At 71.9% G+C, this 13,757-nt stretch carries 14 protein-coding genes; 6 read left to right on the plus strand and 8 right to left on the minus strand.

The window, feature by feature from the left end:
• Positions 1-15 precede the first annotated feature (15 nt).
• The 4 genes from KRH_RS09840 (at position 16) to KRH_RS09855 (ending at position 4,031) form a co-directional block, all read left to right on the plus strand.
• Positions 16-795: a hypothetical protein gene (locus tag KRH_RS09840; protein ID WP_012399058.1), complete on the plus strand. Its 780-nt coding sequence runs from the start codon at positions 16-18 to the stop codon at positions 793-795.
• A gap of 554 nt (positions 796-1,349) precedes the next feature.
• A complete protein-coding gene (locus KRH_RS09845) occupies positions 1,350-2,285 on the plus strand; it encodes a VOC family protein (protein ID WP_012399060.1) in 936 nt (311 codons plus the stop codon).
• 84 nt (positions 2,286-2,369) lie between these two features.
• Entirely contained in the window at positions 2,370-3,332 is a 963-nt protein-coding gene (locus KRH_RS09850; RefSeq protein WP_012399061.1) for an aldo/keto reductase, read from the plus strand.
• Positions 3,333-3,476: 144 nt separating this feature from the next.
• Entirely contained in the window at positions 3,477-4,031 is a 555-nt protein-coding gene (locus KRH_RS09855) for a type 1 glutamine amidotransferase domain-containing protein (RefSeq protein WP_012399062.1), read from the plus strand.
• A 161-nt stretch (positions 4,032-4,192) separates the two neighbouring features.
• Here KRH_RS09855 and KRH_RS09860 read toward each other — a convergent pair whose 3' ends face one another.
• The 8 genes from KRH_RS09860 to KRH_RS09895 all read right to left on the minus strand — a co-directional run bounded on the left by KRH_RS09860 (position 4,193) and on the right by KRH_RS09895 (position 12,744).
• Entirely contained in the window at positions 4,193-5,287 is a 1,095-nt protein-coding gene (locus KRH_RS09860) for a pyridoxal-phosphate-dependent aminotransferase family protein (RefSeq protein ID WP_012399063.1), read from the minus strand.
• Positions 5,288-5,496: 209 nt separating this feature from the next.
• Positions 5,497-6,690, minus strand: a complete 1,194-nt coding sequence (locus tag KRH_RS09865; protein ID WP_012399064.1) for a type II toxin-antitoxin system HipA family toxin — start codon at positions 6,688-6,690, stop codon at positions 5,497-5,499.
• Positions 6,687-6,884 carry a helix-turn-helix transcriptional regulator gene (locus KRH_RS09870; protein WP_012399065.1) on the minus strand — a complete coding sequence of 66 codons (198 nt, stop codon included), beginning with the start codon at positions 6,882-6,884 and terminating at the stop codon, positions 6,687-6,689. The genes KRH_RS09865 and KRH_RS09870 overlap by 4 nt, the downstream gene beginning before the upstream one ends.
• A 127-nt stretch (positions 6,885-7,011) precedes the next feature.
• Complete coding sequence (locus KRH_RS09875) at positions 7,012-8,235, minus strand: MFS transporter (protein WP_041297418.1); 1,224 nt, start codon at positions 8,233-8,235, stop codon at positions 7,012-7,014.
• 268 nt (positions 8,236-8,503) lie between these two features.
• Positions 8,504-8,968, minus strand: a complete 465-nt coding sequence (locus KRH_RS09880) for an SRPBCC domain-containing protein (protein WP_012399067.1) — start codon at positions 8,966-8,968, stop codon at positions 8,504-8,506.
• A 67-nt stretch (positions 8,969-9,035) separates the two neighbouring features.
• Positions 9,036-9,974, minus strand: a complete 939-nt coding sequence (locus tag KRH_RS09885) for a glycosyltransferase (protein WP_012399068.1) — start codon at positions 9,972-9,974, stop codon at positions 9,036-9,038.
• Positions 9,971-11,308: a PIG-L family deacetylase gene (locus KRH_RS09890; RefSeq protein WP_041297419.1), complete on the minus strand. Its 1,338-nt coding sequence runs from the start codon at positions 11,306-11,308 to the stop codon at positions 9,971-9,973. Before KRH_RS09890 ends, KRH_RS09885 begins: the two co-directional genes overlap by 4 nt.
• On the minus strand, positions 11,302-12,744 hold the full coding sequence (locus KRH_RS09895) for an acyl-CoA dehydrogenase family protein (protein ID WP_012399070.1): 1,443 nt from the start codon (positions 12,742-12,744) through the stop codon (positions 11,302-11,304). The genes KRH_RS09890 and KRH_RS09895 overlap by 7 nt, the downstream gene beginning before the upstream one ends.
• A gap of 91 nt (positions 12,745-12,835) precedes the next feature.
• Here KRH_RS09895 and KRH_RS09900 point away from each other — a divergent pair, with 91 nt between their 5' ends.
• A complete protein-coding gene (locus tag KRH_RS09900) occupies positions 12,836-13,204 on the plus strand; it encodes a GntR family transcriptional regulator (RefSeq protein ID WP_012399071.1) in 369 nt (122 codons plus the stop codon).
• A gap of 163 nt (positions 13,205-13,367) precedes the next feature.
• Positions 13,368-13,757: a hypothetical protein gene (locus KRH_RS09905; RefSeq protein ID WP_012399072.1), complete on the plus strand. Its 390-nt coding sequence runs from the start codon at positions 13,368-13,370 to the stop codon at positions 13,755-13,757.

Here is a 13,757-nt window from a genome sequence, read left to right on the forward strand (position 1 = left end):
ACGTACCCTGCTGGGATGCGTTCCCCTCGCCCGCTTCCCGCCCGCCCCGACGACCACGACGACGGGCCACCGCCCGAGAGCCGCTACCAGCACCTGGACGACCAGGCCGTGCGCGCGTCCGCGGCCGCCCTGCAGCGCAGGATCTACTCCCGCTTCCCCCAGCGCAGCCTGTGGGAGGTCTGCGGTGAGCTGATCGCCCTGGTGGACGAGGTCACCGAGGGTGGTGGCATCAGCCGGCGCCGGATCCGCACCGCCCGCGCCCTGTCCCGGCTGGGTGTCCTGGTGGTGCTGCTCGTCTTCGGCACCGCCATCACCCTGGCGGCGCTGAGCATCTGGGCGGACCCGGACGCCCTCGGCCCGGTGGACTGGCTGCCCCTGCTGGAGACGGTGGTCAACGACCTCGTCTTCGCGGGCATCGCCATCTTCTTCCTGCTCGCGGTGCCGCAGCGCCTGGAGCGCGCCCGCGTGCTGCGCGTGGTGCACCGGTTGCGCTCGCTCGCCCACGTGATCGACATGCACCAGCTCGTGAAGGTCCCGGAGCGCCTGCCCGCCGCCAGGGTCTACACCGAGGGCGCGCGGGAGGACGAACCGGCACTGACGCGCGCACAGATGACCCAGTACCTGGACTACTGCACGGAGATGCTCTCGCTCGTGGGCAAGACCGCCGCACTGTTCGCAGAGGACACCACGGACGCAGACGTGCTGGACGCCGTGGAGGGCATCGAGGCCCTCACGTCGGACATGGCGCGGAAGGTGTGGCAGAAAATCGCGATCATCCAGGAGCAGGGCGGCTGACCACCCACCGCGGGGGTGCCCGCCCCACGGTGAAGACCCGTAGAGCCGGGAGCACCACACAGGCCACGAGGCCCGCGACCGAGGAGCGGGCCCCGAAGCCCGGGACGCACGCCAGCAGCACCATCAGACCGATGGCGGGTGCCCCCTCGCCGATGCCCGCGGCCACGAGCGCGGGACGCCCGCATCGACGCAGCGGGCCGCGGGTCCGCGCAAGGCCCAGAGGAAGGACGAGCACGAGGGCTCACCGTGGCCACCGCCGTGAGGCCCAGGTGCTGCCAGCAGGCGGCGAGGAACTGCTCGGGGTGCCGGTCCAGAAACTCCCTGCGGGTCTGCCCCCTCTCTGCTCGACACACCCAGACCCGTCGACCAGGGCTCGGCCGAGTGGTCAGGGTCGGTTGGCCACCCGAGGGGCGACGTGGTGATTGCCCATTACAAGGTGGCTGCTTGTTGACCTTGCGTCCATGTTTCTGTCCCGATGTACTTGCGGCAGTAACTATTTCCCGGGTAATGTGTTGAGTATTCCGGCGGCCTCCCGGGCCGTCCCCGACAAGGAAGTGGTTCCCGTGTCCCTGCTCATCCAGCGCCCCGATCCCCGCAGCCTGCGCCGCCGCCCGGCGGACGACCTGCTCTCCGACGGCACCACCATGGGTGCCGTGGAGCTGCTCGTGAAGGACCTGGACGGGATGATCGCCTACTACTCCACCGGCGTGACCCTGGACGTCCTGCAGCACTCCGGAGACACCGCCGTACTGGGCCACGACGGCCGCGTGGTCCTGCGCCTGCGCCGCGTCACGGACCTGCCATCCTGGCGCCCGAACCAGGCGGGCCTGTTCCACACCGCCGTGCTCTTCGACGACGACGCCGCCCTGGCCCGCGCGCTCGCCTCGATGGCCCGTTTCGCACCGGGCACCTTCACGGGTTCCGCGGACCACCTCTACAGCCAGGCCTTCTACTTCACGGACCCCGAGGGCAACGGCGTGGAGCTCTATGCCGACCGCCCCCGGGAGACCTGGCAGCGCGAGGCGAACGGCCTGCTCAGCCTGGCCTCCAACTATCTGGACCCGAACGAGTTCCTGCGCACGAATCTGTCCCGGGAGGCACCACAGCCAGCCACGGCACCGGCCTCCACGCTGGGTCACGTCCACCTGCAGGTGGGCGACATTCCCACCGGGCGCGAGTTCTACGTGGACACGCTCGGCTTCGAGGTGATGAGCGACGCCGGGTCCGCCCTGTTCATCTCTGCGGGCGGCTACCACCACCACATCGCTCTGAACACGTGGAACAGCGCGGGCGCCGGTCCGCGCGCCGCGTCCCTGGGCCTGGGCCAGGTCAACATCGACCTCCCCACCGGCGAGGACATCGCCGCACTGGAGGAGCGCCTCACGGACCACCGGGTGACCACCCGCCACGATGGCGCCGTGCTGCGCTTCGAGGACCCCTGGGGCACTCTCATCCAGGTCGCGCAGGCCCCCGCGCCGGGCGTCGCCTGACACTGCCCGCCCCGTCATGTCGGCTTGCTACAGTCGCCAAGGAAAAGGCCCCGACCGGCCACCACACCACCGCAGGAGGTTCTCATGAGCCAGCACGCACCCACCACCGCACGGATCGCCGGGATCGAGCAGGAGATCTTCCGGCTGAACCTGGGCGGGAACACGTTCGGGTGGACGAGCGACGAGCAGCAGTCCTTCGACGTCCTGGACACCTTCGTGGCCGCGGGCGGAAACTTCGTGGACACCGCGGACATGTACTCCGTGTGGGCCGAGGGCCACGAGGGCGGGGAGTCCGAGACGGTCCTGGGGCGCTGGTTCGCGGCGCGCGGCAACCGTGACTCCGTGGTGCTCGCAACCAAGACCGGTGCGCACCCGCAGTTCCGCGGCCTGGCCCACGACACCGTGGTGGCTTCTCTCGAGGCGTCCCTCGACCGGTTGCAGACCGGCTACGTGGACCTCTACTACGCACACTATGACGACGCGGACACGCCCATCGAGCAGCAAGTGGAAACCTTTCACGAGCTCGTGGACTCCGGGCGCGTGCACGCAGTAGGGCTGTCCAACTACTCGCCGCAGCGCATGCGCGAGTTCTTCACGGTGGCCCGCGAGCGCGGCATGGCGGTGCCCGCGGCCATCCAGCCGCAGTACAACCTGGTGCACCGCCGCGATTTCGAGCGGGACTACGCCGCGATCGCCCAGGAGTACGACGCTGCCGTGTTCCCCTACTTCTCCCTGGCCTCCGGCTTCCTCACGGGCAAGTACCGCACCACCGATGACCTCGAAGGAGCGGCCCGCGAGCAGATGGCCCGGGAGTACGTCTCCCCCGAGGGTTTCGCGGTTGTGGAGGAACTGGTCTCCGTGGCGGACAGGCACCGCGCCGAGCCGGCCACCGTGGCCCTCGCATGGCTGCTCGCCAAGGGCGTCACCGCACCCATTGCTTCCGCATCCTCCGCCGCGCAGCTGTCCTCGCTGGTGGCGGCGCCCGCACTTCACCTGGGCGCGGACGACATCGCCGCACTGGATCGGGTGTCGCAGCCCTTCGCGTGAGGGGACGCTGGGTGCACGCAGCAGACGCCGCGCGGCGGCGTCATGATCGTGTCGCTGACAGCGGAACCGGCGGGGATACCCTTGCCAGGGAAAGTGCCGCGGTGCCACAGTGGAGCCAACAACCAAGAGAAAGGATTCTCGACAATGGCTGAACTATCCGGCAAGAAGATTCTCGTTCTGGTGACCAACCAGGGCGTGGAGCAGGACGAATTGAAGGTTCCCCTGGAGAAGTTGCGGGCTGACGGGGCGGAGGTCACGGTGGCCGCCCCCGAGACCGGCGAGGTGAAGTCCCTCGTGGGCGACTGGGACCGGGGGGAGACCTTCCCCGTGGACCAGACCATCTCCAGCGTCAACGAGTCCGAGTACGACCTGCTGCTGCTGCCCGGCGGGACCCTCAACGCAGACGCCCTGCGCTTGGACCAGGACGCGCAGAAGACCGCCAAGGCCTTCGCGTCCTCCGGCCGCCCAGTGGCCGCCTTGTGCCACGGCCCGTGGCTGCTCGTGGAGACCGGCCTGGTGGACGGAAAGACCCTGACGTCCTACCCGTCGGTGAAGACGGACATCGTCAACGCCGGCGGCAACTGGGTGGACCAGGAGGTCAAGGTGTGCCCCGCCAAGGAGTGGACCCTGATCACCTCCCGCAACCCCGGTGACCTGGATGCGTTCGTGGGCGCCATCGAGGACCAGCTCACGGCCTGATCCCCACGCTCACACCGCACCACGTCGGCGGGCCCCACCACCCTGGTGGGGCCCGCCGATCTCGTGTGCCAGCCTGCTGGTTCCTGCCGCCCGGCGTCGCCCACCGGGGTGGCCGACCGAGGGGCGCGCGACCGGCGCGGCCGCTCAGCAGCCGTGGGCGGTCAGCGGCCCAGCACGTTCCTCAGCGCGCCGAGAATGAGCGTCACCGACTCGGGGCACGCGTTCGGACCCATGAGTCCGATGCGCCACACGGTGTTCGCGTACTCCTTCACCCCGGGGCCGATCTCGATGTTGTAGGTCTCCAGCAGCTCCCTGCGGACGGCTGCGGAGTCCACTGCCTCGGGAACCTTCACGGTAGTCAGCTCCGGCAGACGGTACCCCTCCCGGGCGAACAGCTCCAGGCCCATCTCCTGCAGACCGTCCTGCAGCGCACGGCCAGCGGCATCGTGACGGGCGCGGACGGCGTCGAGTCCCTCCGCCAGGAGGCGGCGCAGACCAGCCTCCAGGGAGGCGACCATCGCCACCGGCGCGGTGTGGTGGTACGTGCGGGTGGCCCCGGAGGCCTCCCCCACGTAGCCGCCGAGCATACCCAGGTCCAGGTACCACGAGCGGGGCTTCTCCACACGGCGCTCCCAGGCGCGGTCCGACACGGTGAACGGAGCCAGACCGGGAGCCACGCCCAGGCACTTCTGGGTGCCGGCGTAGCCGATGTCGATGCCCCACTCGTCCGCCTCCAGTGCGATGCCGCCGATGGACGTCACGGCATCCACGAGCAGCAGCGCATCCCCCTTGAGCGCACCCAGAGCGGCGATGTCCGAGCGAGCACCCGTGGAGGTCTCCGCGTGCACGGCGGCGATGATCTTCGGTGCGGGGTGCGCGGCGGCCACCTTCTCGGGGTCCACGGGCTCGCCGAACGGGAAGTCCACCCGGGTGACCTCGGCGCCGCAGCGGGCCGCGACGTCACACATCCGCTCACCGAACAGACCGTTGACCGCGATCACCACGGGATCCCCCGGGTTCACGAAGTTCACGAACGCCGCCTCCATGCCGGCGGAACCGGTGGCGGACAGCGGCAGGGTGCGGCGGTTCTCGGTGCCCCACACCGCCCGGAGACCGTCGCAGGCGCTGTCCATGACGGCGAGGAACTGGGGGTCCAGGTGGCCGAGCAGCGGACGGGCCAGCGCCTCGGTGGCCTCCGGGTACGGGTTGGTGGGGCCTGGGCCGAACAGGTGTCGGACGGTGAGGATGTCGCTCATGGAAGGGTCTCCTGACTGCGCCAGCCGAACTCGCGTCCTCGCGGGGCGGTGTCCGCGGGAGCACCGGCGGACGGCGGCGCGCTGTGGTGTGCGGGGCCGCCTCCAGGGTAGAGCCAGATCACACGCGGCGCGATCCCCGCGCGTGCCGGTGCCGACAGGGCCGCGGCGTCGTCCCCTCCGCGCCCCGCACCCTGGCGACGCCGCTGGGCTCAGTTCGCGAGCTCGGAGCGCCGCTGACGCAGCTCGCGTTCCGCGAATCGCAGGGGCGACCCGTGGAACGGCAGCGCATGGAGGTCAACGACGGACGCAGCCCTGAGCGCCAGCGCGTTCGCTGAGTGCGCTGCACGCTCCGGGAGCCCGATGGCACGGGCGAAGGCAGCCCAGTGGCTCGCCCTGAGGTTCTTGGTCCGCCCGTCCACCGGCAGCGCCTGGGTCCTGTCGTCGTACAGGAGCGTGCAGGGCACGTCGTAGACGGGGGCCACCTCGAACCGCCCGTCGACGCCAGCGAGCACGGACACGTTCTTGGCGTGGAGATCACCGTTGCCGGACAACCACGAGAACACGAACTGGAGGTACAGGTTCCTAGTGGCCACCAGGGGCGCGGCTGTCTGCTCCGCCAGCGCCCGCACGACCTCCTCCGAGGTGCACGTGTACTTGGCCGCCGGCGCCAGCCCCATGACCTGGCACGCGTCCTCCAGCGCCGTGCGGGACCAGCCGCTGCCGAGCTGCCTCCGGTCGAAGCGCTCCACCAGCAACCCGGGAACCCCGTGGCGGTCCACCACCGTCTGCGCAGTGGCCACCGGGATCCTGAGCTGCCTCGCGGCGGCGAGGTGGAGCGCTTCGTTGGCCACGAGGTGGACGTGCTCCGGGGGATCGAGCTTGAGGATGTATCGCTTCTCCGCTGCCGCCACGGGTGCCGTGAGCATCGACGCGCTGGCCTTCTCCTGGACACCCGGCAGGGCGTGGAGATCCAGAGCGGTGGCGAGCCGTGAGAAGTCGACGTTTTTCAGGTGAGCGGTGTCGACCAGCGGCTCGGGCTCGGCCGGAGGGGTCCCGGCGGGGACCACCTGGACGTCTCCCGGGGCATCGGCCCCCACGGCCATGAGAAGGGAGAGCTCGTCGTCGGGACTCGTCTTAATCGCGTTCCGCAGGACGGTCAGACGGTGCCCTTCCGGCAACAGTCCCGCGAAGAACGCGGGGACCCCGCCCGAGGCCGTGGTCACGGGCGTCTCCTTGACGGGAAGCGTCGTCGCCACCGGTGGGCCGCCCTGCTGCCCGTAGTTCCCGTCGTAGGTGAACACGGTGCTCGCGCCGTCGCCCCGTTCCAGTCGGGCCGCCAACCGCCCAGCCTTGTAGACGTCCGCCGCACGGACCGAGCGCAGGTGCTGCACGTCTGCCGTCATGCCACGCTCACCCGCAGACCGAGCACACCGGCCGTGGCGACGAGGGCGGCCACCGTGGGGTTGCCCCGTCCCGTCTCGATGGCGCGCACCGTCCTCTCGGAGACGCCAGAGAGGTCCGCGAGGTCCTTCTGGGTGAGCCCCGCCTCGCGACGTGCTCGCCGGATGGCCCCGCCGGGCTCCATGATCCCCTGCATCAGTCCTCCTCCGGCAAATAGTTGCCGATTTCGATTCAGTGGACCCCATTCTGCCGCCAAACCTGGCAAACCGGCAAGATGTTGCCTTTCTGGGCTCCGCGGCGTCGTCAAACGCACCCGAGGTGGCCTATCGGCAGGATGCTGCCGCTCTGGGCAGGAAGGTCAGCGCGAGCACCACGGCCGCCACGATCAACCCCGCGATGCACAGCACCGCCCCGTTCCACCCCGCGGCGGTGAAAGGGACGCCCACCGCGTAGCCGAGCACCGACGATCCCCCGTAGTAGAGCAGGGTGTACAGCGACGACGCCTGGGCGCGCCCCTCTGTGGCGAGGGCGGGAACCCACCCGTTGGCCACGGAGTGCGCCGCGAAGAACCCGGCCGTGAACACGAGCAGCCCCGCCACAATCACGGGCAGCCACGGCACGGCGGTGAGCAGCAGTCCGGCGAGCATCACCAGGGCGGATCCGAGCAGCACGGGGCGGCGTCCGAACCGCCCCGCGAGGCCGCCGGCCCGTGCAGAGGACCATGTGCCGGAGAGGTACGCCAGGAACAGCACCGAGATCACGCTCTGCGGCACGCTGTACGGGGCCTCGCCCAGGTGGAAGCCGATGTAGTTGTAGACGGCCACGAACCCGCCCATGAGCAGGAAGCCCTGCAGGTAGAGCGTGAACAGCCGCCGGTCCCGGAGGTTGAGCCACAGGTGGGAGGGCAGTCCCTGCTCACCCGTGAGCCGCACCGGTTGGGGCGTGAACCCGCGCTGCCGTGGCGCGAGCACGATGAACACCACCGCAGCCGCCGCGGCGAGTAGGGCAACGACGGAGGTGCCCACCCGCCAACCGAAGAAGTCCGCGAGGGGTGCGGCGACGATCCGCCCGAACAGTCCGCCCAGGCTGGTCCCGGAGATGTAGGTCCCGGCGGCCACTGCGCCGTAGCGGGGGCTGACCTCCTCCGCGAGATAGGCCATGGCCACCGCCGGGATGCCGCCCAGGGTCATGCCCTCCACAAACCGCAGGGCCACCAACGCCTCGAACGTGGGCATGAACCCCATGAGCACGCCCAGGCACGTGGCCGCCACGACGGCGATCACCATGGCCCGCAGCCGCCCCCACCGGTCCGAGACGAGCGACCACGGGATCACTCCCACCGCGAGCCCCAGCGTGGCCGCAGAGACGGCGAGCGCGGACTGGGCGGCGTCCACGTGCAGGTCCTCGGCCATGATGGGAAGCACGCCCTGCACCGAGTACAGCTGCGCGAACGTGGCCACGCCCGCGCACAGCAGCGCCACAAGGATGCGCCGATAGCCCGAGCTCCCCCTGTCGTAGCCCTCCCACACCCTGCGTGACGATCCCATACCCGGGTGCACCTCCTGCTGCGACTGTCCTGCCCGGGCAGCTGCGTCTTCCCGGGCCCGGCCGTACCATTCGTGCACGACCTCGGCCAGGGTACGCCCGGTGCGCGCCCGGGCCCGGGCCACTCCCACGCGAGGTTTCCGTGCGGCGCCGTGCAGGAGTCACGCGGAAGCGGCGGTACCGCCCCGGACACGACGACGCCCGCGTCCTCCCTGGGGAGGACGCGGGCGAACGGTCATTCTGGTGCGGGGCACGCCGCTCCGCGCAGTGTCAGGAGCCGGCGACGGTGGAGGCAAGCCGCTCGAGGGACTCCTCCAGAACCTTCTCGCCGAAGAGCGGGAAGCTGATCTTCTTCGTCACCTTGGGGTTGGCGTGCTCCCACGAGTAGGTGAGGGTCACGGTGGTGGAGTCCGAGCCCTCGGGCTGCAGCTCGTACATCCACTCCCAGCCGTTGTCCTCCACGGTGGTGCCCTCGGGGCAGGGCTTCCACGCGATGAGCTTGTTGGGGTCAAGACCGGTGACGTGGTTCTCCGTCTTGTAGTCCCCGCCCATCATCTCGGCGTGCATGTTCATCACGAAGACGTCGCCGACGTTCTGGATGCGCTGGTCCGTGCCGGAGACGACGGTCCCGGAGGCGTCCAGGTCGGGGTGCTTGGCGGGCAGTGTCAAGACCTCGAAGATCTCCTCCGCCGGGGCGTCGATGACACGGCTGACGGTAATGCTCTTCTCGCTCACGAGGTACCTCCTATGTGGTGACGTGTCTCTGTTCCGTTTCAGAGTAGCCAGGACCGGGGCTGGGTGTTCAAGTGTTTTTGCGGTGGGCGAAGAACCTCGCGCCGTTCGGGCGGCCTGCTGGCCCGGGCCGCGGTGGCTGCGCGGGCCCCGGCCGCGGCGCCTTCTCCGGCTGACCGGCCAGCTGTGCGAGGCCCAGCAGGTGGTGGGCGAACCCGAGCTCGGCGCGACCCTCGAACCGCGCGGAGGTGATCGCCCGGATCCGGTCCGTGGCCTCGATACGCGCTCCCGTCCGGTGCAGCGCGGCCGCGAGTGCCTCGTCCTCGCTGCACTCCAGTGGCGGAAAGCCCCCGGCGCGTTCGTAGCACGCCGCGCGAACCCCCATGCTGGCGGCATGGATGTGCGGGTGGCCCTCCGCAAGCGTGTGCTCCCGCTGCCACAGGCGGTACACGGCCACCGGGCACTCCGCGGGGTCCGGTTCCACGGTGCCGAGGACCGCATCCACCCCGTGCGCCGCGCGCCCCAGCTGGTACGTCAGCCAGTGTGCGGGCACGGCGGTGTCCGCGTCCGTGGACGCGATCCACTCCGGCCGACTGTTCGCCAGGGCCCACGACGCCGCGGCCGCCCGGGCCCCGCCCGCGCTGCGCCACGTCCCCGTCACCACCTCCAGCCGCGCTACCTCTGCAGCCAGTCCCGACGCCGCCCACGCGGTCCTCGCGCGTTCCACCGTGCGATCGGTGCACGCGTCCGCGGCGAGCACCACCGTCACGTGGAGCGGCGTGGACACGACGGGTGCGGCGGGGGGCGACGGCTGGGCGACGGCGTCTTTGCCCGGTCCCGCAGGCTCCGGCATCGCAGAGCTGGGCAGGGGTGTGGCTCGCGACGGCGTCCCCGTCATGCCGGTCACGGCGCAGGCCGACGCGATGGCCGCCGCCACCGACGTGATGCACCGCCCCACGCGCTGCTCCTCGTTGCAGGCCGGGACGACCACGGCCACCCGGTGGATCACGGCTCGTCCCGAGGCACGAGGCCGAAGATCTCCAGTTCGAAGTCCCGCTCGCGGTGGCTCACCACGCGCCGCAGCTCCGGGCGGCGGCGGGCCTCACGGTGCACGTCCGCACCGTCCAGCGGCCAGTCCGCGATGGGGTGACGCCAGTGGCACAGCACCAGGTGCCCGTCCGGTCGCAGAGCGGCCACGCAACGCCCGAGCAGCTCGTGCCACTGCGCGGGAGAGCAGAAGTAGCCCATCTCGCTCACGACCACCAGATCCCGGCCGGTCCAGTCCTCACGCCAGTCCGCGGGCAGCACGGCGTGGACGAGCTCGACGTTCGCGAGGTCCTCCTCCGCGAGCCGTGCGCGGGCGGCGCGCAGGGCGACATCGCTCGCGTCCACCGCGGTCACGGTACCCGCCCGCCGGGCGAGCTCCGCCGTGAGCGCGCCCGTGGAGCAGCCGATGTCGAGCACGCGGTCGTAGTGCTGCCAGGGCAGGCTCGCGAGCAGCACCTCTCGCTTGCGCCGCTCGTACCAGGAGGTATCCACGTCCCAGGGGTCCGCAGCGTCGGAGTGCACGCGGTCGAACACTGCAGACTGGTCCGGGGCGGCCAGCACGAAGAGCTCGGCGGGGCGGTCGAAGTGCGCGAGCACGTGGGGGCCCAGCAGCACCTCGTCACCGGGCCGGTCCGAGAGCGGGTGCACCTGCGTGACGTGGTGGGCCAGGGCGTCCCGCTTGGCCGCGCGGTCCTCCCCCGACAGCGGCACCCGCACCAGACCGCGCGGCAGGCGGGTGGGCGAACCCCAGTGCCAGAACCACACGGGGTACTGCACGCAGCGCACACCCCGCGCACCGGCGGCGCGGGTCACCGTGCGGGCGAGCACCTCGTGGTCGGTGTGCCCGTCCCGCTCCCACGTGCAGACCACCAGGGGCTTCTCCCCCTGCTCCGCCCACGCGAGGTGCTCGGCGACGGGGGCCTGCAGCTGCTCCTCGGTGAGGCCACCGTCCGTCAGGGACAGGTACACGGGTGGCGTGTGCTGCCCGGTCAGGGTCCGCACCGCGGCGGCCAGCTCCTCGTGGCGCAGCCGCGCGAGCTCGTCCGGCGTGAACGTGGTGGAGTCCGGATGGGAGTTCTCCCCGAGGGTCGCCACGACCACGCGCACCTCCGCACCCTGCCGCGCGAGCCGGTGCACGGTGCCGCCCGCGCCGAGGGTCTCGTCGTCCGGGTGCGCGGCGAACACGACGGCGCGGTCCACCCCCGCGAGGTCCAGCTCCGGGGCGCGGTGCAGGGCGCCGCAGCGGGCCCAGTCCTCCTCCGGGGTGCCCGGATCCCGGTGGTCGAAGGTCACCACGGGGTGTCCTCGGGAGCGGCTCCGGCACTGGGAACGGCCCCGGACGTTCCCGAGGCCCGTCTTTCGGCGGCTGAGCGCGCCGCCCGCGCGGCGGAGATCGCGGCGGGCCCGGAAGCGCCCTCGGCTGGTGATGGTTCGTCCAGGACCGGTTCGCCCGCTCCGGGCCCCCGCTGCGCGGCGTCATCGACCCGGGCCGAGTCCTCGGCGGCAAGCGCCAGCAGGGCGCGTCCGAGGGCGGCTGTGTCCCGCTCCGCGTGGTCCTGGCGGATGTAGACCTGCAGTGACTCCACACGGCGGATGTGCGCGGGGTCCCCGGTGAGCGGGCCGGGGCCCGTGGCGCGGGAGACCACGCGGATCACCGTCTCGGCGGCGTCGGCCACGGTGCGGCGCACGCGCAGGGCCCAGGCGGCACCGCGGTCCCCGGCGGCGTCGCCCGCGTCCACGGCCGCCGCGGCCTGCTCCAGCACGGCGCGGGCCGCCCCGAGCGTGAGGTCCAGCTGCCCGAGGGCGGTGAGGGCGGCGTCGTCCACGGGGCGGCGGGGGTGGCGCAGCTGGCGCCACATCAGGTCCGCGACCGACTGCGCGCCGCCCAGCCAGATGGCGGCCACGCCCATGCCGCCCCACGCGAAACCGGGGCGGGTGAGGTACCACTCGTCCGCGCCGAGCGGCTCCGCCGGGACGTCCTCGAAGGCCGCGGGCACGGTGACGACCTCCGCGAGCCCGTGCGAGGCCCACTGCTCCACGGGCGCGGGTCGGAACCCGGGGTGGTCGGTGGCGACCACGAACGCGCGGCGGTGCCCGGTGGGCTCGCCGTGCTCGTCGGTCACGTGCGCCGTGACGACGGCGCGGGTCACGGAGTCCGCGAGCGAGCACCACGGTTTGGTGCCGGTGAGGGTCCAGGTGGTGCCCGGTTCGTCGGTCGCGCCGGGTGACGGCGTGCGCGCAGTTCCCTCGCGCCCGTCCGGCTCCGACGACGACGCCGCGCCGCCCCGGTTCTCGGTGGACCCCGGGACCGGCGTGCTGGCCTGCCCCGGGGCACTGCCCGGACGGGGCGACGTCGGGACGGCCTGGCCCGGCGCGCGGTCCGGAGCGGGCGTCGTCGTCGTCGGCGCGGCAAGCAGGGGGTCCCCCGGGCCCTCGGCGGCCCACACGGCCCAGGTGTCGTGGTCGGTGGCGAGGTCCGCGCGGCCGGCCTGCCGCAGGATCGCGAGGGCGTCCAGGTGGGGCTCGATGATGCGCGCGTACGCCAGATCGGTGCGCCCGAGACCGCTCAGTGAGTGCCACAGCTCGGCCGTGCGTCCCTCCCCCGGGGCGGGCAGGTGACGCCCGAGCTCGCGGGCCCGGTCCAGTGCGTGGGCCACGAAGTCCCGCACGGCCTGCGGATCGGGGACTGCGGCGGGCGGAAGTGGGAGTTCTGCATGCGCGGACACAGCCATCAGCCTACGTGCAGTGACCGGCGCCTCCGCCGCACCCCGCCGGGGGAGGGACGAGCCCTACGATGAGGGCACACGACGGAAAGGCGCACCCATGTTCACGGTCGACCCCCACTCCACCACCCCGGTGTACGCGCAGCTCGTGGAGTGCGTGCTGCGGGACGTCTCCACCGGCGAGCTCGTGGTGGGCGACCGCATCCCGCCGGTGCGCACACTCGCCTCCGAGCTCGGGCTCTCCGCCGGGACCGTGGCCAAGGCGTACCGGCAGATGGAAACCCGCGGGATCATCGAGACGCGCGGCCGGAAGGGCACGTTCATCGCGCAGGGCCGCGACGACCGGGAGGGCGCGGCGGCACGCGCGGCCGCCGCATACCTGGACGTGGTCGCGGGGCAGCTGCACTACTCACCCGAGGAGTGCATGGCGCTGGTGGAGCGGGCGCTGGACAGGCGCGCGGCGCGCTGAGGACCGGAGCGGGCACCCGGTCGCACCGCGAATGAAGGGGATCGCGCGACCGCGCCGGTGCGTGGCCGGCCGTGGTGCTGTGCTGCCTCCACTGTGCCGCTGACCCCACGCGGCCGCCCCCCGCCCGCGGGCACCCGTCCGGCCGCGCCTAGACTGGTGCCCCATGAAGTCCTTCGCAGCCCCCGCCCTGCTCGTGGTCACCGCCGTCCTCCAGGCCATGGGGGTCTACCCCTACGTGCAGGACGGCATCACGCTGGCCGGTCAGCTGCTGTTCCCCATCCTCTTCGCGCTCACGGCCATGTACCTCTCCCGCAAGGGGCGTCCCGGGGTCTTCGGCACGGCCCACATGCTCGTGCTGATCCTCGCGGTGGTGCTGGTGGTGCTCTCACTCGTGGGCATGAGCCAGCAGCTGCCGTACTTCTACCCCACGATGATCATCTACTACCTGGCGTTCGTGCTGCTGGTGGTGGAGTGCGGGCTGCGGATCGCCGGGCTGCCCAAGAAGGAGCGTCCCGCGGACCCGCAGCTCGACGACGACGCTCCCGCTCTCTGA

Source organism: Kocuria rhizophila DC2201, from assembly GCF_000010285.1.
Taxonomy (GTDB): Bacteria; Actinomycetota; Actinomycetes; order Actinomycetales; family Micrococcaceae; genus Kocuria; species Kocuria rhizophila_A.